General features: G+C 63.5%; 22 protein-coding genes. 9 read left to right on the top strand and 13 right to left on the bottom strand.

Annotated features, from left to right (window positions below):
- Positions 1-114 precede the first annotated feature (114 nt).
- Complete coding sequence (betT, locus tag IFT75_RS12480; RefSeq protein WP_185794803.1) at positions 115-2076, top strand: choline transporter BetT; 1962 nt, start codon at positions 115-117, stop codon at positions 2074-2076.
- A gap of 103 nt (positions 2077-2179) precedes the next feature.
- Here betT and IFT75_RS12475 read toward each other — a convergent pair whose 3' ends face one another.
- The 3 genes from IFT75_RS12475 to IFT75_RS12465 form a co-directional block, all read right to left on the bottom strand.
- The gene (locus IFT75_RS12475) at positions 2180-2497 is read right to left on the bottom strand and encodes a DUF2388 domain-containing protein (protein WP_122479854.1); all 318 of its coding nucleotides are present in this window, start codon (positions 2495-2497) and stop codon (positions 2180-2182) included.
- Positions 2498-2619: 122 nt separating this feature from the next.
- Complete coding sequence (locus tag IFT75_RS12470) at positions 2620-4410, bottom strand: GspE/PulE family protein (protein WP_185794724.1); 1791 nt, start codon at positions 4408-4410, stop codon at positions 2620-2622.
- 101 nt (positions 4411-4511) lie between these two features.
- The gene (locus tag IFT75_RS12465; RefSeq protein ID WP_244657671.1) at positions 4512-4838 is read right to left on the bottom strand and encodes a hypothetical protein; all 327 of its coding nucleotides are present in this window, start codon (positions 4836-4838) and stop codon (positions 4512-4514) included.
- A 127-nt stretch (positions 4839-4965) separates the two neighbouring features.
- Here IFT75_RS12465 and IFT75_RS12460 point away from each other — a divergent pair, with 127 nt between their 5' ends.
- The gene (locus IFT75_RS12460; protein WP_122796211.1) at positions 4966-5436 is read left to right on the top strand and encodes an Lrp/AsnC family transcriptional regulator; all 471 of its coding nucleotides are present in this window, start codon (positions 4966-4968) and stop codon (positions 5434-5436) included.
- 87 nt (positions 5437-5523) lie between these two features.
- Here IFT75_RS12460 and IFT75_RS12455 read toward each other — a convergent pair whose 3' ends face one another.
- Positions 5524-6891 (bottom strand): CYTH domain-containing protein, encoded by a 1368-nt coding sequence (locus IFT75_RS12455; protein ID WP_192055037.1) that lies wholly within the window; start codon positions 6889-6891, stop codon positions 5524-5526.
- Between the two features lie 139 nt (positions 6892-7030).
- Here IFT75_RS12455 and argE point away from each other — a divergent pair, with 139 nt between their 5' ends.
- Both argE and argA read left to right on the top strand, forming a co-directional pair.
- Positions 7031-8185 (top strand): acetylornithine deacetylase, encoded by a 1155-nt coding sequence (gene argE, locus IFT75_RS12450; protein ID WP_192055035.1) that lies wholly within the window; start codon positions 7031-7033, stop codon positions 8183-8185.
- A gap of 134 nt (positions 8186-8319) precedes the next feature.
- Positions 8320-9618, top strand: coding sequence for an amino-acid N-acetyltransferase (gene argA, locus IFT75_RS12445; protein ID WP_122479849.1), 1299 nt, complete (start codon positions 8320-8322; stop codon positions 9616-9618).
- Positions 9619-9750: 132 nt separating this feature from the next.
- On the opposite strand, the gene gshA is transcribed toward argA, so the two are convergent.
- The 3 genes from gshA to IFT75_RS12430 all read right to left on the bottom strand — a co-directional run bounded on the left by gshA (position 9751) and on the right by IFT75_RS12430 (position 14216).
- Entirely contained in the window at positions 9751-11334 is a 1584-nt protein-coding gene (gene gshA / locus IFT75_RS12440) for a glutamate--cysteine ligase (protein ID WP_122479848.1), read from the bottom strand.
- Positions 11335-11511: 177 nt separating this feature from the next.
- Positions 11512-11895, bottom strand: coding sequence for a PaaI family thioesterase (locus IFT75_RS12435; RefSeq protein WP_122479847.1), 384 nt, complete (start codon positions 11893-11895; stop codon positions 11512-11514).
- Positions 11895-14216: a Tex family protein gene (locus IFT75_RS12430; RefSeq protein WP_192055033.1), complete on the bottom strand. Its 2322-nt coding sequence runs from the start codon at positions 14214-14216 to the stop codon at positions 11895-11897. Before IFT75_RS12430 ends, IFT75_RS12435 begins: the two co-directional genes overlap by 1 nt.
- A gap of 217 nt (positions 14217-14433) precedes the next feature.
- Here IFT75_RS12430 and ompR point away from each other — a divergent pair, with 217 nt between their 5' ends.
- The gene (gene ompR, locus IFT75_RS12425; RefSeq protein ID WP_122479845.1) at positions 14434-15174 is read left to right on the top strand and encodes an osmolarity response regulator transcription factor OmpR; all 741 of its coding nucleotides are present in this window, start codon (positions 14434-14436) and stop codon (positions 15172-15174) included.
- 114 nt (positions 15175-15288) lie between these two features.
- Positions 15289-16602, top strand: coding sequence for an ATP-binding protein (locus tag IFT75_RS12420; RefSeq protein ID WP_122480125.1), 1314 nt, complete (start codon positions 15289-15291; stop codon positions 16600-16602).
- A 57-nt stretch (positions 16603-16659) separates the two neighbouring features.
- On the opposite strand, the gene rimK is transcribed toward IFT75_RS12420, so the two are convergent.
- Both rimK and rimB read right to left on the bottom strand, forming a co-directional pair.
- The gene (rimK, locus tag IFT75_RS12415; RefSeq protein ID WP_122479844.1) at positions 16660-17565 is read right to left on the bottom strand and encodes a 30S ribosomal protein S6--L-glutamate ligase; all 906 of its coding nucleotides are present in this window, start codon (positions 17563-17565) and stop codon (positions 16660-16662) included.
- Positions 17562-18044 carry a retropepsin-like aspartic endopeptidase RimB gene (rimB, locus tag IFT75_RS12410; RefSeq protein ID WP_043192313.1) on the bottom strand — a complete coding sequence of 161 codons (483 nt, stop codon included), beginning with the start codon at positions 18042-18044 and terminating at the stop codon, positions 17562-17564. Before rimB ends, rimK begins: the two co-directional genes overlap by 4 nt.
- A gap of 187 nt (positions 18045-18231) precedes the next feature.
- Here rimB and IFT75_RS12405 point away from each other — a divergent pair, with 187 nt between their 5' ends.
- Complete coding sequence (locus IFT75_RS12405) at positions 18232-18636, top strand: S4 domain-containing protein (protein ID WP_192055032.1); 405 nt, start codon at positions 18232-18234, stop codon at positions 18634-18636.
- A 78-nt stretch (positions 18637-18714) separates the two neighbouring features.
- Here IFT75_RS12405 and IFT75_RS12400 read toward each other — a convergent pair whose 3' ends face one another.
- Positions 18715-19512 (bottom strand): phosphatase PAP2 family protein, encoded by a 798-nt coding sequence (locus IFT75_RS12400; RefSeq protein ID WP_192055030.1) that lies wholly within the window; start codon positions 19510-19512, stop codon positions 18715-18717.
- Positions 19513-19618: 106 nt separating this feature from the next.
- On the opposite strand from IFT75_RS12400, the gene hslO reads away from it, so the two are divergent.
- A complete protein-coding gene (gene hslO / locus IFT75_RS12395; RefSeq protein ID WP_122479841.1) occupies positions 19619-20521 on the top strand; it encodes an Hsp33 family molecular chaperone HslO in 903 nt (300 codons plus the stop codon).
- A 179-nt stretch (positions 20522-20700) separates the two neighbouring features.
- Positions 20701-22242 (top strand): phosphoenolpyruvate carboxykinase, encoded by a 1542-nt coding sequence (locus IFT75_RS12390; RefSeq protein WP_192055029.1) that lies wholly within the window; start codon positions 20701-20703, stop codon positions 22240-22242.
- Between the two features lie 122 nt (positions 22243-22364).
- Here IFT75_RS12390 and IFT75_RS12385 read toward each other — a convergent pair whose 3' ends face one another.
- From IFT75_RS12385 to fdhD, 3 genes are all read right to left on the bottom strand, one after another.
- Positions 22365-22838 carry a glycine zipper 2TM domain-containing protein gene (locus IFT75_RS12385; protein ID WP_185794733.1) on the bottom strand — a complete coding sequence of 158 codons (474 nt, stop codon included), beginning with the start codon at positions 22836-22838 and terminating at the stop codon, positions 22365-22367.
- A gap of 311 nt (positions 22839-23149) precedes the next feature.
- A complete protein-coding gene (locus tag IFT75_RS12380) occupies positions 23150-25486 on the bottom strand; it encodes an FdhF/YdeP family oxidoreductase (protein WP_192055027.1) in 2337 nt (778 codons plus the stop codon).
- Positions 25483-26334 carry a formate dehydrogenase accessory sulfurtransferase FdhD gene (gene fdhD / locus IFT75_RS12375; protein ID WP_192055025.1) on the bottom strand — a complete coding sequence of 284 codons (852 nt, stop codon included), beginning with the start codon at positions 26332-26334 and terminating at the stop codon, positions 25483-25485. Before fdhD ends, IFT75_RS12380 begins: the two co-directional genes overlap by 4 nt.
- Positions 26335-26427 lie beyond the last annotated feature (93 nt).

The raw sequence follows: 26427 nt of genomic DNA, 5'->3' as shown, positions 1-26427 counted from the left end.
GCGTTCAACAGGAGGCCATCCCTTGCTGAAAACGCCCAGTTTCTTCCATTTACGAACGTGTGGAGTGCACCGCGCATGAGTGCATCTTCATCAGCGCCAAGCGGCAACGTGCGCATGAACCCTCCGGTGTTCTACTTCGCCGCCAGTTTCATCCTGATTTTCGGCATCGTCGTCATCTCCTTTCCGCAGGCAGCTGGCCAGTGGCTGATGGCGGCGCAAAGCTGGGCCGCCAACACGGTCGGTTGGTACTACATGCTGGCCATGACCCTGTACCTGGTGTTCGTCGTGGTCACGGCGCTGTCGGGTTACGGCAAGATCAAGCTGGGGGCCGATCATGACGAGCCCGAGTTCAGCTACCTGTCCTGGGCCGGCATGTTGTTTGCCGCCGGCATCAGCATCACGCTGTTCTTCTTCTGCGTTTCCGAACCGCTGACCCATATGCTGCAACCGCCGCAGGGCGAGGCGGGCACCCAGGAAGCCGCGCGCCAGGCCATGCAGTTGCTGTTCCTGCACTGGGGCCTGCACGGGTGGGGCGTGTTCGCCTTCGTCGGCATGGCCTTGGCCTATTTCGCCTACCGTCACAACCTGCCGCTGGCGCTGCGTTCGGCGCTCTACCCGTTGATCGGCAAACGCATCAACGGGCCGATCGGCTACGCGGTGGACGGCTTCGGCATCATCGCCACCATCTTCGGCCTGGGGGCCGACATGGGGTTCGGCGTGTTGCACCTCAATTCCGGCCTGGACTACCTGTTCGGGGTGGCCCATACCCAGTGGGTGCAGGTGATCCTGATCACCCTGATGATGGGTGCAGCCATTCTGGTGGCGGTCTCCGGTGTCGACAAGGGCGTGCGGGTGATGTCCGACATCAACATGCTACTGGCCTGTGCGCTGTTGCTCTTCGTGCTGTTCGCCGGGCCGACCCAGCACTTGCTCAGCACCCTGGTGCAGAACGTTGGCGATTATCTGGGTGCACTGCCCAGCAAGAGCTTCGACGTCTACGCCTACGACAAACCCAGCGACTGGCTGGGTAACTGGACGGTGTTCTACTGGGCCTGGTGGATTGCCTGGTCGCCTTTCGTGGGGCTGTTCATTGCGCGCATCTCGCGCGGACGCACCATTCGCGAGTTCGTCTTCGGCGTGCTGCTGATTCCGCTGGGCTTCACCCTGGCCTGGATGTCGATCTTCGGCAACAGCGCCATCGACCAGGTGATCAACCACGGCATGGCTGCCATCGGCCAGTCGGCCATCGACGACCCGTCGATGACCCTCTACCTGCTGCTCGAAACCTACCCATGGGCGAGGACGGTGATTGCCGTTACGGTGTTCATCAGTTTCGTGTTCTTCGTCACCTCGGCCGACTCGGGCACCGTCGTGCTCTCCACCTTGTCGGCACGTGGCGGCAACCCGGACGAAGACGGGCCGAAATGGCTGCGGGTATTCTGGGGTGCGATGACCGCGCTGGTCACCAGCGGCCTGCTGTTCGCCGGCAGCATCGACTCGCTGAAATCGGCGGTGGTGCTGACCTCGCTGCCGTTCTCGATCATTCTGCTGGCGATGATGTGGGGACTGCACAAGGCGTTCCACATGGAAAGCCAGCGCAAGATCGCCCAGTTGTATTCGCTGGCCCCGGTTGCCAGCTCGCGCCCAGGGCGTGGCGGCTGGCGGCAGCGGTTGAGTCAGGCCGTGAGCTTCCCCTCGCGTGACGAGGTGTACCGGTTCATGGACACCCACGTACGGCCTGCCGTGGCCGAAGTGACCGCATCGTTCGCCGAGAAGGGCCTGGATGCCGTTGCGCAAGAGGACACGCCTCACGACAACGTGATCTTCGAGATCGGTCATGGTGAAGAGCGGCCGTTCATCTATCAGGTGCAGATGCGCGGTTACTTCACGCCATCCTTCGCCCGTGGCGGCATGGGCAATCAGGAACTGAAGAACCGGCGCTACTACCGTGCCGAGGTGCATCTGGCCGAAGGCAGCCAGGACTACGACCTGGTCGGCTACAGCAAGGAGCAGATCATCAACGACATCCTCGACCAGTACGAACGGCACATGCAGTTCCTGCATCTGGTGCGCTGACAGCGGCAAGGGGCCCACAGCCCCTTGCTCGCGCCCGTGCAAATAACCTGCACACAAAAAAACCCTCGCACCTGGGTGCGAGGGTTTTTTCATGGCTGCGCTGTCAGTTGTCGGCGACGGCGTTCCGGGCCAGGATGGCGTTGGCCAGATCCATGTCGGAAGCCTGCAGGCCAGGGTTCTCGGCGCGTACCTTGTGGATCGCGGCTTCCAGGTACGGGCCACGGATACCGCCTTCGCTGGCCACGAAGCTGCCGGCATCGTCCTGGGCGGCGATGATCAACTTGTGATCCTTGAAGGTCAGGTAGGAGGAGCCGGTCGTGGCGCCGGAAGAGAGCACGTTGCGCCAGAAGGGGTCGGCCATGGCCGAGCTTACGGGCAGGGACAGCAACGCGAGGGTAGCAACGGCGGTTTTGAGGCGCATGATCGAGACTCCACAGTGTGATCCGGTACGAATGTAATCCGGGGCAGTTGTCGTTCGCATGTTGGATACGGCCAACCACGTCCAAGTTCCCCAAGGCCAACGGCTTGCCTGCCGCGGTGGCGTTACAGCGACTCGATGCGCGGGGTGACGCGCAGCACCTCCTCGAGCGTGGTCAGGCCGGCGGCGATCTGCCGTGCGCCACTCAGGCGCAGGCTGCGCATGCCCTCCCGGCAGGCCTGGCGCCGCAGCTCGGCGAGGTCGGTGTGGGCGTCGATGCAGGCCTTCACGCCGTCGCTTATCAGTAGCACTTCATAGACCCCGGCACGTCCGCAGTAACCGGTGTCGCGACAGCGCGGACAGCCGACGGCCCGCCGCGCACCCTCGGGCACGGCCATGCGCCAAGGCTCGATGAGCGCCTGCCAGCTCTTCGGGTCGATGCGCACCGGCGCCTTGCAGTCTTCGCACAGCGTACGTACCAAGCGCTGCGCCATGACGCCCAGCACTGTGGCTTTGATCAGGTAGTGCGCAACACCCAGTTCCAGCAGGCGGGTGATCGCGCCCACGGCATCGTTGGTGTGCAGCGTCGATACCACCAGATGGCCGGTGAGGGCCGCCTGGATCGCCATCTCGGCCGTCTCCAGGTCGCGGATCTCACCGATCATGATGATGTCCGGATCCTGCCGCATCAGTGCACGCAGGCCACTGGCAAAGTCCAGGTCGATGTTGTGCTGCACCTGCAGCTGGTTGAAGGCCGGTTCGACCATCTCGATCGGATCTTCGATGGTGCACAGGTTGATCTGCGGGGTCGCCAGCTGCTTGAGGGTGGTGTACAGCGTGGTGGTCTTGCCCGAACCCGTGGGTCCGGTCACCAGCACGATGCCGTGAGCCTGGGAGGTCATCTGCTGCCAGCGCCGCAGGTCTTCGGCCACCAGGCCCAGCTGGGCAAAATCCTTGAGCAACACCTGAGGGTCGAAGATGCGCATCACCAGCTTTTCGCCGAAGGCCGTGGGCAGGGTGGACAGGCGCAGCTCGATTTCCTGGCCCTGCGGCAGGCGGGTCTTGATCCGGCCATCCTGAGGCTTGCGCTTCTCGGCGACGTTCATGCGCCCCAGGCTTTTCAGGCGGCTGACGATAGCCAGGGTGACCTGCTCGGGGAACCGGTACACGCAATGCAGCAAGCCATCGATACGAAAGCGCAGCGCACCGAAGTCGCGCCGAGGCTCGATATGAATGTCACTGGCGCGCTGCTCGAACGCGTATTGGAACAGCCAGTCGACGATATTGATGACGTGCTGGTCGCTGGCAGCGGGCACCGTGGCCATGTCGCCCAGTTGCAGCAGCTGCTCCAGATTGCCCGCGGCGCCGGGCTGGCCCTGGACCCTGGCGCCGCTGACCGAGCGCGCCAGCTGAAAGAATTGTTCGGTGAAACGCTGGATGTCCGCGGGGTTGGCGACCACGCGCTTGATCGAGCGTTTGAGTGCGTGGGCCAGGTCGGCTTCCCACTGGCGCTGCCAGGGCTGCGCGCTGGCGATGGTAACGCTGTGTTCGTCCACGGCCACGGCGAGAATGTTGTGGCGCATGGCGAAGGCCTGGGGCATCAAGGCGACCACGGTGGCAACGTCGATGCACAGCGGGTCGATGCGCAGGTAGGGTTGCCCGGCGTGGTCCGCCAGCCACCGGCTCAGGACCTCGAGCGTCAGCAGGTGCCCGGGTTGGCGCGGGTCGGGCAATCGGCAGTCGGCGAGCCGTTGCAGGGGGTGGGCTGGGTGCGCGCATTCCTGTTTCAAGTCGTCGCACAGTGCCTGGGCGACGTCCGCTGCGATGAGGCCTTCGACGAGCAGGGCGTCGATCAGATCATCGAGGTTCAGGCTGCCGTCGGGGCAATGTCGGCGGGGAGTGGCGACGAGCGTCATGCGGGGGCCTCCTTGGCGGTGCGCGATCTGTCGTGCTACCCAGCCTAGCGCCCGTGCCGGAAGTCGCCGTCATGGCAACCGTTGCCGCATTTGTCGGCCGCTCAAGCGTACGACTGTACCTGGGCCGGGTGCTGGGCATCGACCAGTTGCACATCGAACACGCTGATCAGGTTGCGCATCTTTTCCGCGATCACCTGTGCGCGGTGCCAGGTCAACTCGCCCACCTGCACCTGGATCTGCAGGCTGTCCGCTACCTGGGATGCAGCGAGCTGCCGGGGGATCAGGTACTGCATGGCAAACAGATTGAGCACCCGGCACAGCACGTCGGCCTCGATCTCGGCACTCAGGCTGAACTGCACAGTGGTGGTCAGGTTGCCTGCGGCCCAGACATCGGGGCGCGGCGAGGTCAGCAGTTCAAAGGCGGACATGGGCGATCTCCGTGGTCGATGGGAGAAAGTCTCCCACGCTGGAACGGGTATTTCTTGCCTGACTTGGCGAGTTATTGAGCTATCTTGAATTGTGCAATTCCATAAACAGCAAGGCAGAGGCATTTCTATGCAAAGTTCTTTGGATGCTTATGACCGGCGCATCCTCGCATTGCTGCAAGAGGACGCCACGCTCTCCAGCGCGCAGATTGCCGAGCAGGTGGGCTTGTCGCAGTCACCCTGCTGGCGGCGCATCCAGCGGCTCAAGGAAGAGGGGGTGATCAGGGCGCAGGTGACGCTGCTGGACCGCAAGAAGATCGGCCTCAACACGCAGATATTCGCCGAAGTGAAACTCAACGCCCACGGTCGCTCGAACTTCACCGAGTTCACCGAAGCGATACGCGGCTTTCCAGAAGTGCTGGAGTGCTATGTGTTGATGGGCAATGTCGATTTCCTGCTGCGCATCGTCACGCCGGACATCGAAGCATACGAGCGTTTTTTCTTCGAGAAACTGTCGATGGTGCCGGGCATTCAAGAGGTGAATTCGACGGTGGCGCTGTCCGAAATCAAGTCCACCACCAGTTTGCCGGTGAATCGGTGAGGCGCGATGCCAGCCGCTCCTACAGGTTCACAACACCCTGTAGGAGCGGCTGGCAGCCGCGAAGAGGTCGGAAAAACCCCGCAAAGCTTACTTGCGCAGCAGCATTTTCCAGGCGCGGTTCTGGCTCACGGCAATGGCCTGCTGCATCCGCGCGTCCAGCACTTCATCGCTGATATCCAGGCTGGCCAATGCATGCAGCTTGTTCAGTTCGCCGAACAGGCGGTCGACTTCCGGCACGTCCAGCACACCGCGGGCCAGGTGCAGCCAGCTCTGGATGCGTTCGATGCGTGGCAACTGCTCGGCCAGGTCCTCGGGCTGCTGCTGGTAGCGCGGCAGTTGCAGCGCTGCGCCTTCTTCGGCCAGCAGGTGGCCCAGCCAGCTTTGCAGCTGGGCGGCGCCCTGGCGGTTGCCGCGGTTGTTGCGCTCGACCGTCCACAGGCGGCCCAGCAGCCAGCGCGAAGTGTTCAGCGAGAACTGGCCCCAGCGCACGTCCAGCAGTTCTTCGGCGAACTGCTCGGGCGCGGCCTTGCGCACGTCCTCGTCCTCCTGCCCGGCCTGCACCAGCGGGCGCCAGTCTTCGAGCAGCGCATCGAGGGAGGTGCGCAGCTCGTTGCTGCTGGTGCGTGGAGCGGCCTGGCCGAGACTGCCAACCAGTCCGCGCAGTTCGACGAGTTGTTGTACCCAGTCCTGCAGCAGGCGCCAGTGGCCGTTGAAACGGTACTGCTCGGCCAGGCGCTGGCTGTTCGCCAACAGGTGCCAGGCCAAGGCGGTGAAGGCGTCGTCGAGCGAGGTTTCAGCGTTCAGTTCCGGCGCCGGCAGGCTCAGGGCGTAGCTGTCCGGATCGCTGAGGCGATAGCCGCGCTCGGCCTTGCTGATGTCACAGGGCATCAGCGCCAGTTTCTCGGCCAGTTCGGCGGCCAGCTCGAGCAATGCCGATGGCTCACCCTCACGCAGCTCCAGCTCCAGTTCGCAGATCTCTTCGGACTGCTTGCCGACGATGACCTTGCCCAGGTCCAGGGCGGCTTCGATCACCACCCGGGCCTTGCCGCGGCCCCAGGCGATCTCTGCCCGCTCGCGCACGAAATCGGTGGTGAATACCGGCTTGATGGTCTTCTTGTCGAGTTCGGCCAGTTGCTCGGGCCAGCATTCGCCGTCGAGTTTCTTCAGGTCGAGCTTGGCCTTGGGCAGGGTCCAGTCGTACTCGTTGCGCTGCGACAGCCCGGCCACGCTGCTGCCACGGGTCTTGAGGGTCTGGATGACTTCTTCGCCATCGCGACGCAGGCGCAGGGCAACCTTGGCCGCCGCCAGTTCGCGCGCAGGCGTGTCGAAGTACTGGTTGAACAGCTCTCGGCGCTCCCAGCCACTTTTGTTGCGCTTCTTCAGCAAAGGGTGCTCACGCAAGGCAGCGAGCGTTTCGCGGCTGACGCGCAGTTTGATTTCGGTTTCTTTGTGCATGAGGGGGCAATCCAAGCGCTGGCGGACAACAACGCGCTGATGACTAGATAAGGCCGTGCAGTGTACAGCAGTCGCGCCACGGCGGTTTATTCTTGGCGCCCGATGGCTCTATGATGGGGCTCGCCCCGGGAGGTTCGCCATGCCATTGCCGTCCATGCAGGAACAGTTCGCCGCCCTCATCGCGGCGCCTTCGGTGAGTTGCACCCAGCCCAGCCTGGACCAGTCCAACCGCCAGGTGATCGATCTGCTGGCCGGCTGGCTGTCCGACCTGGGTTTTGCCTGCGATATCCAGCAGGTCGAGCCCGGCAAGTTCAACCTGATCGCCACGTTCGGCAGCGGCCCCGGCGGCCTGGTGCTGGCCGGGCACAGCGACACGGTGCCCTACGACGAGGCGCTGTGGAGCACCGATCCGCTCAAGCTCACCGAAGTCGACGGACGCTGGGTCGGGCTGGGCAGTTGCGACATGAAGGGCTTCTTCGCGCTGGCGATCGAGGCGGTGCGCGGCCTGATCGACCAGCCGTTCAAGCAGCCGCTGATCATCCTCGCCACCTGTGACGAGGAAAGTTCGATGTCCGGCGCCAAGGCGCTGGCCGCGGCCGGTCGCCCGTTGGGCCGTGCCGCGGTCATCGGCGAGCCGACCGGGCTCAGGCCGATACGCCTGCACAAGGGGGTGATGATGGAACGCATCGACATCCTCGGTCGCAGTGGCCATTCCTCGGACCCAAGCCTGGGCCACAGCGCCCTGGAAGCGATGCACGGGGCGATCGGCGAGTTGCTGAACCTGCGCCGGCAGTGGCAGCGCGAGTACAACAACGCGCAGTTCAGTGTGCCCCAGCCGACCTTGAACCTGGGTTGCATCCACGGCGGCGACAACCCCAACCGTATCTGCGGGCAATGCTCGCTGGAGTTCGACCTGCGGCCGTTGCCGGGCATGGACCCGCAGGTCCTGCGTGCCGCGATTCTCGGCAAGCTGGCACCGTTGGCCGAGCTGCACCAGGTGAAGATCGACTATGCCCCGTTGTTCGCCGAGGTACCGCCCTTCGAGCAGCGTGCCGACGCCGAGCTGGTCCGGGTCGCCGAGCGCCTGACCGGGCACACTGCAGCCGCCGTGGGCTTCGGCACCGAGGCGCCATACCTGCAGAGCATGGGGTGTGAAACCCTGGTGCTGGGTCCGGGCAACATCGCCTGTGCCCACCAGCCCGGCGAATACCTCGAAATGTCACGTTTGCAGCCTACCGTGCGTCTATTGCGTGAACTGATCGGGCATTACTGCCTCGAATCGGTGATTACCTGAATCTGACCGCCCCCGAGGCCGCCATCCATGCAAGGAGTGCACGCGTGTTGCCTAGCCTGTCACGACGATAACCCTCATACCGCTGTGCGCCGAGTGATGCTTTTCGTCCCACCTTTCTACAGGCTTTTGCTGTCATGCCCGACTACGTGAATTGGCTTCGCCACGCTTCTCCCTACATCAATGCCCACCGTGACTGCACCTTCGTGGTGATGCTTCCCGGCGAAGGCGTTGCCCACCCCAACTTCGGCAATATCGTCCACGACCTGGTGCTGCTGCACAGCATGGGCGTGCGCCTGGTGCTGGTCCACGGGTCGCGCCCGCAGATCGAGAGCCGCCTGGCCGCGCGCGGTCTGAGCCCGCATTACCATCGCAACCTGCGGGTCACCGATGCGGCCACGCTCGAATGCGTGATCGATGCCGTGGGTCACCTGCGGATCGCCATCGAGGCACGCCTGTCCATGGACATGGCGTCCTCACCGATGCAGGGCTCGCGGTTGCGCGTGGCGGGCGGCAACCTGGTCACGGCGCGGCCGATCGGCGTGGTCGAGGGTGTCGATTACCACCATACCGGCGAAGTGCGGCGGGTCGATCGCAAGGGCATCAATCGCCTGCTCGACGAACGCTCGATCGTGCTGCTGTCACCACTGGGCTATTCGCCCACCGGCGAGATCTTCAACATTGCCTGCGAAGACGTGGCCACGCGGGCAGCCATCGACCTGGAAGCCGACAAGTTGCTGCTGTTCGGCGCCGAGCCGGGCTTGCTCGACGAAACCGGTCATCTGGTGCGCGAGCTGCGTCCGCAGCAGGTACCGGCGCACTTGCTGCGTCTGGGCAACGACTACCAGGGCGAGTTGCTCGATGCCGCTGCCCAGGCGTGCAAGGGTGGCGTCAGCCGCGCGCATATCGTCAGCTACGCCGAAGACGGTGCACTGCTGACCGAGCTGTTCACTCGCAATGGCGGCGGCACCTTGGTGGCGCAAGAGCAGTTCGAACAGGTGCGCGAAGCCAACATCGAAGACGTCGGTGGGCTGCTGGACTTGATCAGTCCGCTGGAAGAGCAGGGCATTCTGGTGCGCCGCTCCCGGGAAGTATTGGAGCGTGAGATCACCCAGTTCAGCGTGGTCGAGCGCGAAGGCATGATCATCGCCTGCGCGGCGTTATACCCGATCGCCGATTCGCAGACCGGTGAGCTGGCCTGCCTGGCGGTGAATCCGGAATACCGCCACGGCGGGCGTGGCGACGAGCTGCTCGAGCGCATCGAGGAACGGGCGCGCGCGCTCGGGCTCAACACCCTGTTCGTGCTGACCACCCGTACGGCGCACTGGTTTCGCGAGCGTGGCTTCGTGCCCAGCGGTGTCGAACGCCTGCCCTCGGCGCGCGCCTCGCTGTACAACTACCAGCGCAATTCGAAGATCTTCGAAAAAGCGCTGTAGCGGGGCATCCGCTGGATCGGCGGCGCCTTTTTCGCGGCCGATGACCGCTCCTACGTGAGGTCGAGGCCATCCGTAGGAGCGGTCCGTGGCCGCGAAGCAGGCGGCGCGGTCTTTCGAGGATCGACCGCTTGGTCAGTTGCTGATGGCGAGGATGCTTGCCTGATAGGAGCCGACGAACAGATCGAAATCGCCAACTTCTTCGGCTTCCAGCGTCGCCTGGGCTACCAGCGAATCGCGGGCTTGCTGTTCGAAGCGCGCCTGGTCCTGGGGGCTCAATGGCTGTTCGCGGAAGTAGTCGGCGTGAGCCTGGCTCTGGCTGAAGGAAAACTCGGCAAAACTCTGCTTCTGCTCGGCCATCTTCGCCAGTACCTGCGCCGACGGCGTCAGCGACGCATCGCCAACCTTGGCACGCTGCGCCGCCATCGCCTGCACATGCTCATCGGTACCAGTGCTGCGATCGAGCAGGGCGGCGACGGCGTCGATACGCTCCAGCAGATCATTGGCCCAGTCCTTGAGCTCGACCGCTTCCCCATTGCGCTGCAGCTGCAGGCCAGGGCGGCGACCCTCCTTGACCACGTTGAGGAAATTGTCGGTGCACGCCGAGCACTCGGCACTGTCGATCTGCGGGCTGCTTTCCAGCGCGCAGAACAGCAGGAACGCATCGAGAAAACGCGACTCGGGCAGGTCAACGCCGGTGGGCAGGAACGGGTTGATGTCCAGGCAGCGCACTTCGATGTACTGCACGCCGCGCGCCATCAAGGCCTGGATCGGCCGTTCGCCGCTGTAGGTCACTCGTTTCGGACGAATGTTGGAGTAGTACTCGTTTTCGATCTGCAGAATGTTGGTGTTCAACTGCACCCATTCGCCATCCTTGTGCGTACCGACCTGGACGTAAGGTGCGTAGGGCGTGGCAACCGCCTTGCGCAGGCTGTCGGTGTAGCTGGCCAGATCGTTGTAGCACGGCGTCAGGCCCGCCTGGGCATTGCTCTGGTAGCCCAGGTCGCTCATGCGCAGGCTGGTGGCATAGGGCAGGTACAGGGTCTGCGCATCCAGTTGCTCGAGTTGATGGGCACGTCCGCGCAGGAAGCCTGCATCCAGCGCCGGCGAGGCGCCGAACAGGTACATCAGCAACCAGCTGTAGCGACGGAAATTGCGGATCAGTGCAATGTAGGCCGCCGACTGATAATCGCGATCGGTGCCGACGTAACCCTCGGCCTGCTTGAGCACTGGCCACAGCTGCTCGGGCAGGGAGAAATTATAGTGAATGCCGGCGATGCACTGCATGGTGCGTCCATAGCGCAGGGACAGCCCCTGGCGATAGACATACTTGAGGCGCCCGATGTTCGAGGTGCCGTAGTAGGCCAGCGGGATGTCTTCCTCGGCTGGCAGCGGGCAGGGCATGGAGGGGCTCCACAGATACTCGCTGCCCAGCTTGCTGTACACGAAGCGGTGGATCTGCTCGAGGCTGTGCAGGGTCTGTGCAGGATCCTGGAGCGCGGGCGTGATGAATTCCAGCAGCGATTCGGAATAGTCCGTAGTGACCTGTTCATTGGTCAGCGCCGCGCCCAACGCCTCGGGGTGTGGCGTCTGTGCCAGGCGACCCTCGTGGTTGACGCGCAGGCACTCGCGCTCTATGCCATGCAGGCACTGCGCGAGCAGGGAAAGGGTGGCAGGCTCGCCGAGCAAAGTCAGGCGGCGGTTGAGAAATTCGCTCAAGTTGGATTCCTTCACGCGTCAGTCGCCCCGATATGGGGGTGGAGCGGACGGTCTGCAAGGGTGAAGACAAAAAGGAACCGGCGTTGTCGCCTGGTTTCGATCGGGCAGGGTGCAGGCCGTGCGGCGTTCGGCACCGCCTGCGCCGTGCCGAAATTACCGCATAACGGCCCCTTCGGGCTAGAGAACCACGAAGGTACCTTGTGCTTTTGCCATCAGTTTTTCGCCCTGGAGCACTTCGGCCTCGACCACCATCGTGCGCCGACCGGCGTGCAATACCTGGGCCTTGCAGATCACCTCACCTTCTGACACCGCGCGAAGGTAATTGATCTTGCATTCGAGCGTGACACTTCGATTATCGAAACCGTGCGCGGTGGAACATGCCAGGCCCATGGCAATGTCGACCAGGCTGAAGATGGCGCCACCGTGCATCACCTGCCCACGATTGCGCAGGTGCGCGGCCAGCGGCAGTGCCACCTCGGCCACGCCGGCGTCCAGGCGCCGCACCTCGCAGCCAAGGTTGCGAAAGTAGGCGCTCTGGGTCAACTCGTCGTCGACCTGCATCAGCGCTTCTTCAGCTGTTTGGCATTGGCGAACAACGACGCCATGGCACCACTGGCCGGTGCGGCGGCAGGTTCCTTGACGCGCGCCGGAGCGGCCTGCTGGCGCCCGGCGGCACCAGGACGGCTGCCACGTGCGCCGTCGATCTTCTCCCCGGGCGTGTCGCCCATGCGCATCGACAACCCTACGCGTTTGCGCGGAATGTCCACTTCCATCACCTTGACCTTGACCACGTCGCCAGCCTTCACCGCTTCACGCGGGTCCTTGATGAATTTTTCCGACAGTGCCGAGATATGCACCAGGCCGTCCTGGTGGACGCCGATATCGACGAACGCGCCGAAGTTGGTCACGTTGGTGACCACGCCTTCGAGCACCATGCCCAGTTGCAGGTCCTTGAGGTCTTCGACACCGTCCTGGAATTCTGCAGTCTTGAATCCGGGACGAGGGTCGCGGCCCGGTTTGTCCAATTCCTGCAGGATGTCGGTGACGGTGGGCAGGCCAAAGGTTTCGTCGGTGAATTTTTTCGGATCGAGGCGCTTGAGGAAGCCGCTGTCACCGATCAGCGAGCGAATGTCGCGATCGGTGCCCGCGGCAATGCGCTGCACCAGCAGGTATGCTTCGGGGTGCACGGCCGAGGCGTCCAGCGGGTTGTCGCCGTTCATGACGCGCAGAAAGCCCGCCGCCTGTTCGAAGGTTTTTTCGCCCAGGCGCGAGACTTTCTTCAGCGCCGCACGGGTTCTGAATGCACCATGCTCGTCGCGGTGGGCGACGATGTTCTGCGCCAGCGTGGCATTGAGCCCGGAGATGCGTGCCAGCAAGGCCACGGAGGCGGTGTTGACGTCCACGCCCACGGCGTTCACGCAGTCTTCCACCACGGCATCCAGGCCCCGCGCCAGCTTGAGCTGCGAGACATCGTGCTGGTACTGGCCGACGCCGATGGATTTCGGATCGATCTTGACCAGTTCGGCCAGCGGATCCTGCAGGCGGCGGGCGATGGAGACCGCACCGCGGATAGACACGTCCAGATCGGGAAACTCGCGAGCAGCCAGCTCCGAGGCCGAATACACCGACGCACCGGCTTCGGACACCATGACCTTGGTCATTTTCAGGCCTGGGTATTTCTTGATCAGCTCGGCCGCCAGCTTGTCGGTCTCGCGACTGGCAGTGCCATTGCCGATGGCAATCAGGTCCACGGCATGCTTGGCACACAGCGCGGCCAGCGTGGCGAGGGTCTGGTCCCACTTGTTGTGCGGAACGTGCGGATACACCGTGGCGTGATCGAGCAGCTTGCCGGTGGCATCCACCACCGCCACCTTGCAGCCGGTGCGCAGGCCCGGGTCCAGGCCCAGGGTGGCGCGTGGGCCGGCCGGGGCGGCCAGCAGCAGGTCATGCAGGTTGTGTGCGAAGACGTTGATGGCCTCGCTTTCGGCGTTCTCGCGCAGCTCGCTCAGCAGGTCGGTTTCCAGGTGCGTGTAGAGCTTGACCTTCCAGGTCCAGCGCACCACTTCGCCGAGCCACTTGTCGGCGGCCCGCTGCTGGTTTTTCACGCCGAAACGCTCGGCGATCATCATCTCGCACGGGTGCAGGGTACCCGGCAGTTCCTCGCCGACCTTCAGCGAAGAACCGAGGATGCCCTCGTTGCGTCCGCGGAAGATCGCCAGGGCGCGGTGCGAAGGCATGCTCTTGAGCGGTTCGTCATGCTCGAAGTAGTCGCGGAACTTGGCGCCTTCCTCTTCCTTGCCGGCCAGCACCCGGGCGCTGAGCACGGCTTCCTGCTTGAGGAAACCGCGCAGCTTGGCCAGCAGCGTGGCGTCTTCGGCGAAACGTTCCATCAGGATGTACTTGGCGCCTTCAAGCGCGGCCTTGGTATCGAGGACGCCCTTGTCGCTGTCGACGAACCGTGCCGCCTCCGCTTCCGGGGGCAGCGCAGGGTCGCCGAACAGGCGGTCGGCCAGCTCGCCGAGGCCGGCTTCCAGGGCGATCTGGCCCTTGGTGCGGCGCTTCTGCTTGTACGGCAGGTAAAGGTCTTCCAGGCGGGTCTTGGTGTCGGCCTGGTTGATCTCGCGGGCCAGCTCGGGGGTCAGCTTGCCCTGCTCCTCGATGCTGGCGAGGATGCTTGCCCGGCGCTCGTCGAGTTCGCGCAGATAGCGCAGGCGCTCTTCGAGGTGACGCAGCTGGGTGTCGTCCAGGCTGCCGGTCACTTCCTTGCGGTAACGAGCGATGAAAGGCACGGTCGAACCTTCATCCAGCAGTGCGACGGCCGCTTCGACCTGTTGAGGGCGGACGCCGAGTTCCTCGGCGATGCGGCTGTTTATGCTGATCATGATAACCACCTGAAAAATGTTGGGTACAAGGTGCAATCCCCGCCGAGCCCGGCTGACGAGCCGTGCAGTATACCCAGCCACATCGTCGCGGCGCGAACCCGACGCCCAGGCGATCGAGGATTGTGACTAGCGGGCCAGGAAAAATCTGCTAACAATGCACACGGCACGAGCGTTGGCAGCTACGCCATAATGCGCGCCGAGATCAGAGGAGCAACCCATGAGCAGTACCGCACAAGCAGCCGAAGGTGAAAAGATCCTCATCGTTGACGACGATCCGGGACTGAGCAGCCTGCTGGAGCGATTCTTCACCAGCAAAGGCTACCGTGCGCGCGCCGTGCCCAATGTAGAGCAAATGGATCGCCTGCTCGCCCGTGAAGTGTTCCATCTGGTTGTCCTGGACTTGATGCTGCCCGGTGAAGACGGCCTGTCTGCCTGCCGCCGCCTGCGTGCCAGCAACAACCAGGTCCCGATCATCATGTTGACCGCCAAGGGTGACGAACTCAGCCGGATCAAGGGTCTGGAACTGGGCGCGGACGACTACCTGGCCAAGCCCTTCAACCCGGATGAACTGATGGCGCGCGTCAAGGCCGTGCTGCGTCGCCAGTCGGCGCCGGTTCCCGGCGCTCCGGGCAGCGAGGACGAATCGGTTTCCTTCGGCGACTACGAGCTTTCCCTGGCCACCCGCGAACTCAAGCGCGGCGACGAAGTGCACATGCTGACCACCGGTGAGTTCGCCGTGCTCAAGGCCCTGGTGATGAACGCGCGCCAGCCACTGACCCGCGACAAGCTGATGAACCTGGCTCGCGGACGTGAATGGGATGCCCTGGAGCGGTCCATCGACGTGCAGATCTCGCGGCTGCGCCGCATGATCGAGCCCGATCCCTCCAAGCCTCGCTACATTCAAACGGTCTGGGGTGTGGGTTACGTGTTCGTACCCGATGGCAACGCTGCCCGATAGACTGCCGGGGTTTTTGTAGGAGCGATATCCTGAATCACTCGTTGATTCGGGATGTTCGTCATCCACAATGTCTGCGAGCCTGCTCGCTCCTGCAACGTATGTGATCGCCACGCAATGAAAACCCCTGTCTGGTTTCCCCAAAGTTTTTTCGCCCGAACCCTCTGGCTGGTGTTGGTCGTCGTCCTGTTCTCGAAGGCCTTGACCCTGGTCTACCTGTTGATGAACGAAGACGTGCTGGTCGACCGCCAGTACAGTCACGGCGTGGCGCTGACGCTGCGTGCCTACTGGGCGGCGGACGAGAACAACCGTGACCAGATCGCCGATGCGGCGGGCCTGATCCGGGTGGTCGGCGGCGGCGTGCCGGAAGGCGAGCAGCACTGGCCGTACAGTGAAATCTACCAACGCCAGATGCAGGCCGAGCTGGGCGAAGACACCGAAGTGCGCCTGCGCGTCCACGCCCCGCCCGCGCTGTGGGTGCGTGCGCCGAGCCTGGGCGCGGGCTGGTTGAAAGTGCCTCTGTACCCGCACCCGTTGCGTGGGCAGAAGATCTGGAGCGTGCTGGGCTGGTTCCTTGCGATCGGCTTGCTGTCGACCGCTTCGGCCTGGATATTCGTGCGTCAGCTCAACCAGCCGCTCAAGCGTCTGGTGTTCGCCGCCCGGCAATTGGGGCAGGGCCGCAGCGTGCGCCTGCCGGTGAGCGACACGCCCAGCGAAATGACCGAGGTGTACCGAGCGTTCAACCAGATGGCCGAGGACGTCGAACAGGCCGGCCGCGAGCGCGAGCTGATGCTGGCCGGGGTGTCCCACGATCTGCGCACGCCATTGACCCGCTTGCGGCTGTCACTGGAACTGATGACCTCGGACAACGAGTTCACCCCCGACATGGTCCGCGACATCGAGGACATGGACGCGATCCTCGATCAGTTCCTGGCCTTCATTCGCGACGGCCGTGACGAAAGCGTCGAGGTCGTCGATCTGGGCCATCTGGTGCAGGAAGTGGTCGCGCCCTATAACCAGGCAGAAGAACAGGTACTGCTTCGCCTGGAACCGATCCCGCCGTTCCCACTGCGCCGGGTGTCGATGAAGCGCCTGCTGAACAACCTGATCGGCAACGCCCTCTACCATGCCGGCAGCGGCGTGGAGGTGGCGGTCCATGTTTCGGGCGACGACAACGCGCCCTATGTGGTGCTCAGTGTGGTGGACCGGGGGGCAGGCATCGATCCGGGTGAACTGGCCGGCATCTTCGACCCGTTCATTCGCGGGGACCGCGCCCGCAGTGGCAAGGGCACCGGGTTGGGCCTGGCGATCGTCAAGCGCATCGCTGCCATGCATGGCGGCAACGTGGAGCTGCGCAATCGTTCGACGGGTGGGCTGGAGGCGCGTGTCAGGCTGCCGCTGGGCCTGATGCTGCCCAGGGACGCCGTGTAGACCTGCCGCCACGAGGATGCCGTTCGCCAACGCTGGCCGAACGGCATGTTGCGGTGTTTAGCCCTTGCCCTTGGTGCGGGTCATGTTCGGGCCGCTGTTCTTTTCGATGTGTTCGATGATCATCCCGGCCACGTCTTTGCCGGTGGTCACCTCGATCCCTTCCAGGCCGGGTGATGAATTCACCTCCATCACCAGCGGGCCGTGGTTGGAGCGCAGGATATCCACGCCGGCGACGCTGAGCCCCATCACCTTGGCGGCGCGGATCGCGGTCATGCGCTCTTCGGGTGTGATCTTGATCAGGCTGGCACAGCCGCCGCGGTGCAGGTTGGAGCGAAACTCACCGGGCCTGGCCTGGCGCTTCATCGCCGCGATCACCTTGTCACCCACCACGAAACAGCGGATGTCGGCACCGCCGGCCTCCTTGATGTACTCCTGAACCATGATGTTCTGCTTGAGGCCCATGAACGCTTCGATCACCGATTCGGCCGCGTTGGTGGTTTCACACAGGACCACACCGATGCCTTGGGTACCCTCGAGCACCTTGATCACCAGGGGGGCGCCGTTGACCATGCTGATCAGGTCGGGAATGTCGTCCGGCGAGTGGGCGAAGCCGGTGACCGGCAGGCCGATACCGCGTCGCGACAGCAGCTGCAGGGAGCGCAGCTTGTCCCGCGAGCGGGCGATGGCCACCGATTCGTTCAGCGGAAAGACGTCCATCATTTCGAACTGGCGCAGCACCGCGCAGCCATAGAACGTCACCGACGCGCCGATGCGCGGAATGACCGCATCGAAGCCCTGCAGCGGTTTGCCGCGGTAGTGGATCTGCGGTTTGTGACTGGCGATGTTCATATACGCGCGCAGCGTGTCGATCACCACCATTTCATGGCCACGGGCAGTACCGGCTTCGACCAGACGACGAGTGGAATACAGACGCGGATTGCGCGACAGCACAGCGATCTTCATGCAACACCTGTGGCAGAGGTAGTAGAGGCCGGGAACACCGGCTTGTCTTGAACGTAGGTGACGCCCGGATTCACGACCAGTTGGCCATGGACCAGCGCCTTGGAGCCGAGCAACAGGCGGTAACGCATGGACTTGCGGCAGGCCAGGGTGAATTCCACTGTCCAGACCCGGTCGCCCAGGGCCAGGGTGGTCTTGATCACGTAGCGCGTCTGCGCATGGCCATTGGAGCTCTTGATGGTTTTCATCGCCACCAGCGGCGCTTCGCAACGCCGGTGGCGCAGCTGCACCACGGTGCCCAGATGAGCGGTGAAACGCACCCATTTTTCGCCGGCACGGGTGAACGGCTCGATGTCCGTGGCGTGCAGGCTGGAGGTGCTGGCGCCGGTATCGATCTTGGCGCGCAGGCCGGCGACACCCAGATCGGGCAGCGCCACCCACTCGCGCAGACCGATAACGGTCAGATGGTCAAATGTCTTCAAATCGGCAAACCGCAAGAGGTAGGGATGGACCCGTATACGCAAGCTTCAGACCGGCGCGGACCGGATCAATTCAACCCAGCCCGACGCCGCTTGGCAAGCATGCGTGCACTGTAATCGCAAAGACCGCCGCTTGCATCCGACAGGCACGGTAGTACAGTTTGATGACGGCATTTCGCGAGGTGAGCCTGTGGCACAGAAGCACAAGCAGGAAGAAGAGGAAAAGGTCCGTCTGGACAAATGGCTGTGGGCGGCGCGCTTCTACAAGACGCGCGCGCTGGCCAAGGAAGCCATCGAGAGCGGCAAGGTGCATTACCGCGGCGAGCGCTGCAAGCCTGGCAAGGAGCCACACGTGGGCGACGAGTTGCAGATACGCACCGGTTTCGATGAGCGCAGCGTGATCATCGAGGCGCTGTCAATCGTGCGGCGTGGGGCGCCGGAAGCGCAGACGCTCTACCGCGAGACCGAACAGAGCCAGGCCAGGCGCGAGGCCGCGGCGGCCATGCGCAAGGCAGGTGTCCTGGGTGTTACCACCGATGGCAAGCCTTCGAAGAAGCAGCGCCGGCAGCTGTTCAGTTTTCGCTCAGTGGATTGATGCAGCGCAGTGCTGGCCTGTGGGAGCGGGGCGGGCGGCGAGCTCTCTGCCCGCGAAGAGGCCAGCACAGACACCGCATCACCTTGCGGCGATACTCAACCGGCCCAGCACCGGCAGCTTCGCCAGCAGCCTGAACAGTGGCTCGGTGGCACGTACGAGCCACTGTGAAGTGTGGGCCGCGAGAGGTGTGTAATACCCCCACCCCAGCGCCCAGACGGCCATCAACACGCCACCAATGTAGTCGTCCTGCCCCCAGTGGGCGCCAGCCACCAGGCGCGGCAGCATGAACACCACGGCCAGGGCCCAGATGCACAGCCACTGCCCGAGCCTGCGGGTACAGACACTCATGAACAGCGCCCAGATCAACAGCACCGAAGCGTGATCGCCGGGAAAACTCTGGCTGGAGCGGTCCTTGAGCTCCCAGTGACGTTCCAGGTTCGGGTACCAGTCGCTGAGCAGTACCGGGTCGGCCAATACCATGCTCGGGCTGTCATGGTCCCAGCCCATTGCGTGTATCCACTTGGAAAACAGCGCGCGCACCACCACTAAGAGCAACAGCACGGCCATGAAGCCGAAGAAAGCCTGGCGAACCTGATGGGCCTTGAACACCCAGTTGCCGCGGATCAGCAGCGCCAGCATGATCACGCCGACCACGATATCGAAAGGGCGCAGACTGCCCAGGGTCCAGGCGTAACGCCAGGCGGCGTTGCTGGCCAAGGGCGCGTTGAGCAGGCGAAACAGCCATTCGTCGAATGCTGTACACAAATGATGGCCAATAGGCCATAACCAGAAGCACAACAGCATGATCGGGATTGTATTGCACAGCAGCAAGCCGCTAACGTTCCACCTGGCTTGGAACAGCGGGGCTTTGTTCATAAGATACCTCTACATCTACAGGGCAGTGAGCGATCAAGCGAACGCTCTGAAGCGGGCTTTATAAAAGCCGCTACACATTTTGTCACCATTCTCAGATACTGGAATTATGCACGATCTTCCTGAAGCCGATTTCACCCAACGCTTTATTTTCGATGACGCCGATGTACGCGGTGAGGCGGTAGCATTGGAGCGCAGCTATGCCGAGGTTCTGGCCAAGCACGACTATCCGTTGCCGGTGCAGTTGCTGCTGGGCGAGTTCATGGCTGCCGCGGCGCTGCTGGTAGGTACGCTCAAGTTCGACGGTTTGCTGATCCTGCAGGCCCGTTCCGAAGGCCCCGTGCCACTGTTGATGATCGAGTGCTCCAGCGAACGCGAGATCCGCGGCCTGGCGCGTTTCCACGCCGAGCAGATCAACGACACCGATGGCCTGCCCGAATTGATGCCTGCCGGAACCCTGGCGATGACCATCGATCCTACCGAAGGCCAGCGCTACCAAGGCATCGTGGAGTTGGAAGGTGCCGACCTGTCGGCAAGTTTCTCGAATTATTTCGCCCTCTCCGAACAGCTCGGCACGCGCTTCTGGCTCAAGGCCGACGGCACCCGTGCCCGTGGCTTGCTGCTGCAGCAATTGCCTGCCGCCGTGATCAAGGACGAGGACGAGCGCGCCGAGAGCTGGACGGCCGCCACCACCCTGGCGGACACCCTCAAGGCCGAAGAACTGTTGGGCCTGGATAACGAAACCGTGCTGTACCGCCTGTATCACGAGCAGGCACTGCGGCTTTTCGATACCCAGCCGATACGGTTTCGCTGCAGCTGTTCCAGAGAGCGTTCGGCACGAGCGCTCGTCAGCCTGGGGCACGACGATGCACGCGAGTTGCTCAAGGAGCATGGCGGTACGGTGGAAATCGACTGCCAGTTCTGCAACCAGCGCTACTTGTTTGACGCCACCGACGTCGATCAGCTCTTCAGTGGTGCTGGTGTCGACGCTCCGTCAGATACCCGTCACTGAAGCGATTTAGTCTCGCTAAATGAAGAAAAACACGCCGGAATAACGCCGTTACCGACCGGAGGACGCTATTCTTTTCGAGCGTTTCTGGCATAATCCGGCCCACTTTTTAGCTGTAGTGGTTGTTGTAAACTTACTACAAAATGTTTGGAACACTCGGCCCAGAGCCGACGGGGAACCTCATGACGCAAGCCAAGAACGCCGTGTACGCCGATCTGACTGTAGACGATCTGGTTAAAGAAGCCCTGAACCGTGGTGAAGGCGAGCTTGCCGATACCGGTGCTCTGGTAGTGCGTACCGGTCATCGCACCGGTCGTTCGCCAGTCGACCGCTTCATTGTCGAAGAGCCCACCACCCAAGACGCCATCGCCTGGGGCCCGATCAACCGCAAATTCCCGGCCTACAAGTTCGATGCCTTGTGGAATCGTGTCGAAGCCTACCTGGGCGAGCGCGAGCGGTTCGTTTCCCATGTTCATGTAGGGTCCGATCCGGCGCACTACCTGCCGGTCAAGATGACCACCCAGACCGCCTGGCACAACCTGTTCGGACGTTGCCTGTTCATCAACCCCGAGCAGTACAACGGCGGTGGCAAGGACGAATGGCAGGTGCTCAATGCGCCTGAGTTCGAGTGCGTCCCAGAGCGCGACGGCACCAATTCCGACGGTACCGTGATCATCAATTTCGCGGCTCGCAAGGTGCTGATCGCAGGCATGCGCTATGCCGGCGAAATGAAGAAGGCCATGTTCTCGGTGCAGAACTTCCTGCTGCCGGCTGCCGACGTGCTGCCGATGCACTGTGCCGCCAACATGGGCGAAGACGGCGACGTCACTCTGTTCTTCGGCCTGTCGGGCACTGGCAAGACCACGCTTTCGGCCGACGAAAGCCGTTACCTGATCGGTGACGACGAACATGGCTGGGGCGTGGGCGTGGTGTTCAACATCGAAGGCGGTTGCTATGCCAAGTGCATCGACCTGTCCGAGAAGAACGAGCCGGTCATCTGGAAAGCCATTCAACACGGCGCCGTGCTGGAAAACGTCGTGCTCGATGCCGACAAGAAGGCCGACTACGCCGATGACAGCCTGACCCAGAACAGCCGTGCCGCGTACCCTCGCGAGCTGATCGAGAAGCGCGCGCCGAAGAACCTGGGCGGTGAGCCCAATGCCGTGATCTTCCTGACCTGCGACCTGACCGGCGTGCTGCCACCTGTGTCCATCCTCAGCGAAGAGCAGGCTGCCTATCACTTCCTGTCGGGCTACACCGCACTGGTAGGTTCGACCGAAATGGGCTCGGGCAGCGGCATCAAGTCGACCTTCTCGACCTGCTTCGGCGCACCGTTCTTCCCGCGTCCGGCGGGCGAGTACGCCGAGCTGCTGATCAAGCGTATCCGTGGCTTCGGTTCCAAGGTCTACCTGGTCAATACCGGCTGGACCGGTGGTGGCTACGGCGTTGGCAAGCGCTTCAACATCCCCACCACCCGTGGCGTGATTGCAGCGATCCAGAGCGGCGCCCTGATCGGCACCGAGACCGAGCACCTGGACATCGTCAACCTGGACGTGCCAAAGGTCGTACCGGGCGTCGATACCAATCTGCTCAACCCGCGCAACACCTGGGCCGACCCAGCTGCCTACGACGAAGCGGCCAAAGGCCTGGCTTCGCTGTTCATCGAGAACTTCAAGAAGTTCGAAGTGAGCGACTCGATCAAGGCTGCCGGTCCGCAGTTGTAAGCGTCTGCTGAAATAAAAAACCGCCCCTTGAGGGCGGTTTTTTTATGGCTCTGGCACAGGCGGACGGTTAAAGGCCTGCAGCTGGAAGCCTTGCCGCCTGCCGCGTTTGCAGAAAGCCTGGCTCAGCGATCACGCCAGTGCTTGTTGTGGCCGACGTGGCGACCGCGGTCGCGATGTTTCGATTTGCCGCGATTGTCATGGCCGCGATAGCGACGATCGTCACGGTCGTCGCGGTCGGCCGAGGTGCCCATGTAGTTGCCCAATGCGCCGCCTGCGCCGCCACCCGTCGCCGCGCCCACCAGCCCGCCGGTGCTGCCGCCCACGGTGCGGCCTACCACGTTGCCACCTGCAGCGCCCAGCGCGCCACCTATGGCGGCCTGGCCGCGATTGCGCTTGTCTGCGCCCACTGCACTGCCGGCGGCACCACCCAGGCCCGCGCCAATGGTCGAGCCGGTGCTGCCGCCCAGTTGCTGGCCAACCACCGCGCCCAGAACCCCACCCAATGCGCCCCCTACACCGGCTTCGGTGTTGCTGCCTGCAGAAGCAGCGCCTGTCACCAGGCCAAGGGTCAACAAAAGTATCGAGGGAAATTTCATCGATCAGATCTCAGAGGGATGACGGCGCGACTTTGCAATGCGACGGGTCAGCCGGCAAGCACGAGGTGATGGAAAGCACGATGGGTACGCAGTTTCGAGATTCGGAAGTTTCATGGGGAAACTTTGAGCAGAGAGGGTGGTCGCACGTACTTCCGGAGTGGCGTCTTTTTGTCGAGATCGAGATCGAGATCGAGATCACGATCAAAAGCGACGCGGCTTGCGCCGCTGCTACAGGGCGTCCGATCTACCTGTAGCAGCGGCGCAAGCCGCGTTGGCGGCCCACGCGGTGCGACACGGAGCTGCGCTCGACATCAGGCGATGCGGACGCTTGGGGCAGGCTGCTCCAGGCGGATGGCAACGAACTTCGAGGTAGGCGTGCTGCTGCCTTCGCCCACGCTTTCCAGCGGCACCAGCGGATTGACCTCCGGGTAGTACGCTGCGGCCTGACCGGCCGGAATGTCGAACGCCAGCAGTGTGAAGCCCTTCACGCGCCGTTCGCGGCCGTCCTCCCAGATCGACACCAGATCGGCTTTCTGCCCTGGACGGAAGCCCAGGCGAATGATGTCGGCTTCATTGGCGAACAGGACGTCACGCTGGCCACGCACGCCGCGATAGCGGTCGTCCAGGCCGTAGATGGTGGTGTTGTACTGGTCGTGGGAACGCATCGACTGCATGATCAGGTCCGGTATCTGGCCGGTGGCGCGTACGCGTTCGTCGATCAGGTCCAGCGGCAGGCGGTTGGGCTTGAAATTGGCCCGTCCGCTGGGGGTGTTCCAGCGGCGTGCACCGGCGCTGTTGCCCAGGTAGAAGCCGCCCGGATGCTTCAGCCGTTGGTTGAAGTCCTTGAAGCCGGGCAGGGTATCGGCGATCAGGTCACGAATGCGATCGTAGTCGCCGATCAGCCAGTTCCAGTCCACCGGCTGCGTACCGAGCGTGGCGGCGGCAATGCCGGCAACGATGGCCGGCTCCGAGCGCATGTGCTTCGACAGCGGCTGCAGTTGGCCATTGGAGGCGTGCACCATGCTGAATGAATCTTCCACGGTGACCGCTTGTGGGCCCTCGCTCTGTTGATCGATGTCGGTGCGACCCAGGCAGGGCAGAATCAGTGCCTGCTTGCCGTGCATCAGGTGGCTGCGGTTGAGCTTGGTGCTGATCTGCACCGTGAGCTCGCAGTTGCGCAGCGCCTGCGCCGTGCGCGGGCTGTCCGGCGTGGCCTGGGCGAAGTTGCCGCCCAGGGCGATGAAGACCTTGGCCCTGCCTTCGGCCATCGCATGAATGGCTTCCACCACGTTATGGCCGTTGGTGCGCGGCACATTGAAGCCGAAGCGTTTTTCCAGGGCGTCGAGAAGGAACGCCGGTGGGCGCTCGTTGATGCCCATGGTGCGGTCGCCCTGCACGTTGCTGTGACCCCGTACCGGACACAGGCCGGCACCGGGACGACCGATGTTGCCGCGCAGCAGCATCAGGTTGGAGATTTCCTGAATGGTCGGTACCGAGTGGCGATGCTGGGTGATGCCCATGGCCCAGCACATGATCACGTTCTTGCCCTTGAGGTACATGCGCGCGGCAAGTTCGATGTCCTCCAGCGGCAGGCCGGACTGCTCGACGATATGCGCCCATGGCGTGTCGTCGATCGCGGCCAGGTATTCCAGCACGGTGGCGGTGTGCTCGTTGAGGAAGTCGTGGTCGAACACCGACGGCGCGTTGTTGGCCTGGGCCTCGCGTTCCCATTGCAGCAGGAACTTGGCCATGCCGCGCATCATCGCCATGTCGCCGCCCAGTGCCGGACGGAAGTAGGCGGTGTTGGTCGGACGGTCACCGTTGGTGAGCATCTCGATCGGATGCTGGGGGTGCTGGAAGCGCTCCAGGCCCCGCTCCTTGAGCGGGTTGATGCAGACCACCTGGGCGCCGCGCTGGACCGCTTCGCGCAGGGGTTCGAGCATGCGCGGATGGTTGGTGCCGGGGTTCTGCCCCCAGACGAAGATGGCATCGGCGTGTTCGAAGTCGTCGAACGTCACTGTGCCCTTGCCCACCCCGATGCTCTGCGACAATGCAACGCCGCTGGCTTCGTGGCACATGTTCGAGCAATCGGGGAAGTTGTTGGTGCCGAACGCCCGCACGAACAGCTGATACAGGTAGGCCGCTTCGTTGCTGGCCCGGCCCGAGGTGTAGAACTCGGCCTGGTCGGGGCTTTCGAGGTTGAGCAGATGCTTGGCGACCAGCGCGTACGCATCGTCCCAGGCAATCGGCACGTAGCGGTCGCTGGCAGGGTCGTAGACCATCGGCTCGGTGAGACGGCCCTGGTACTCGAGCCAGTAGTCACTCTGCTCGAGCAGGGAAGTGACGCTGTGCTTGGCGAAGAAGGCCGGGTCGACACGCCGCTTGGTCGCCTCCCAGTTCACCGCCTTGGCGCCGTTTTCGCAGAACTTCACCATGCCGCTTTCCGGCGAATCGCCCCAGGCACAACCGGGGCAGTCGAAGCCGCCATTCTGGTTGGTCTTGAGCAGGGTGCGGATGTTCTTCAGCGCGTTGTCGCTGCTCAGCCAGAACTGCGTCACGCTCATCAGTGCGCCCCAGCCACCCGCTGCACCTTTGTAGGGCTTGTAGCGGGGAACGGGGGTCTTGTCGGCTTGATTGTGAATACTCACGTTTGATTCTCCAACGCAGGGCTATAGACCCGCGGCGCGCTGTGCTGCGGCAGGTGAATGAGGTTCAGGTTGTGCCGGCGTGCCCATTGCAGGGCCAGGCCGGTGGGCGACGACAGGCTGACCAGGGTCTGGATGCCGGCGCGCAGTACTTTCTGGATGAGTTCGAGGCTGCACCGGCTGGTGACGATGGCCAGGCCGCCGGTGCTGTCGATGTTCTGCCGCACCAGGGCGCCGATCACTTTGTCGAGCGCGTTGTGCCGGCCTATGTCTTCACGGCCCAGCAGCAGGGTGCCTTGGGCGTCCATGAACAGCGCCGCATGCACCGCGCCGCTGCGTTGCCCCAGGGGCTGGAAGGCGCCGATGCGCTGGCGCAGGCCCTCGAGCCACTGCACCGGCGGCAAGTCGGCGCCGGCCAGCACGGCCAGTTCGGGCAGCGCCTGCTCTACGGCTTCGACGCCGCACAATCCGCAGCCACTGCTGCCGGCCAGTTGCCGGCGCTGGGTCTTGAGGTTCCAGAAGGCGCGATTGGCGATCTGTACCTCGGCGTGGCGTGCCGACCCAGTGCCGCTGAGCTTGATGTCGTAGATTTCATTGGCGTCGGCCACGATGCCGCTGCCGATGCTGAAGCCGGTGACGAAGTCTTCGAGATCGGTGGGCGTGACCAGCATCACCGCCTGGCTGATACCGTTGTAGGCGATCGCCAGCGCCACTTCTTCGGCCAGGGGCGTACTGCCGGGCGCGTCCAGGCTCAAGCTGCAATAACTGTAGGTCTGGCTGGCGATGGGGCTGGCGAGAGGTGCAGCCGAGGTAGAAACGGGCACCGCGCTGGCCGGGTGCTTGGCGTTCATGGGAATGGACCGGCAGTGAATTCAGCCTTTAGCCTAGGCGCAGGACGAGCCAGCGTCTAATTGCTATTGCCGATGCGACGATCGACCGCATTG

This window comes from Pseudomonas sp. CFBP 8758, assembly GCF_014841725.1.
Lineage (GTDB): Bacteria > Pseudomonadota > Gammaproteobacteria > Pseudomonadales > Pseudomonadaceae > Aquipseudomonas > Aquipseudomonas baltica.
Note: the sequence above shows the minus strand (reverse complement) of the source record. Positions and strands in the feature narration are given on the sequence as shown.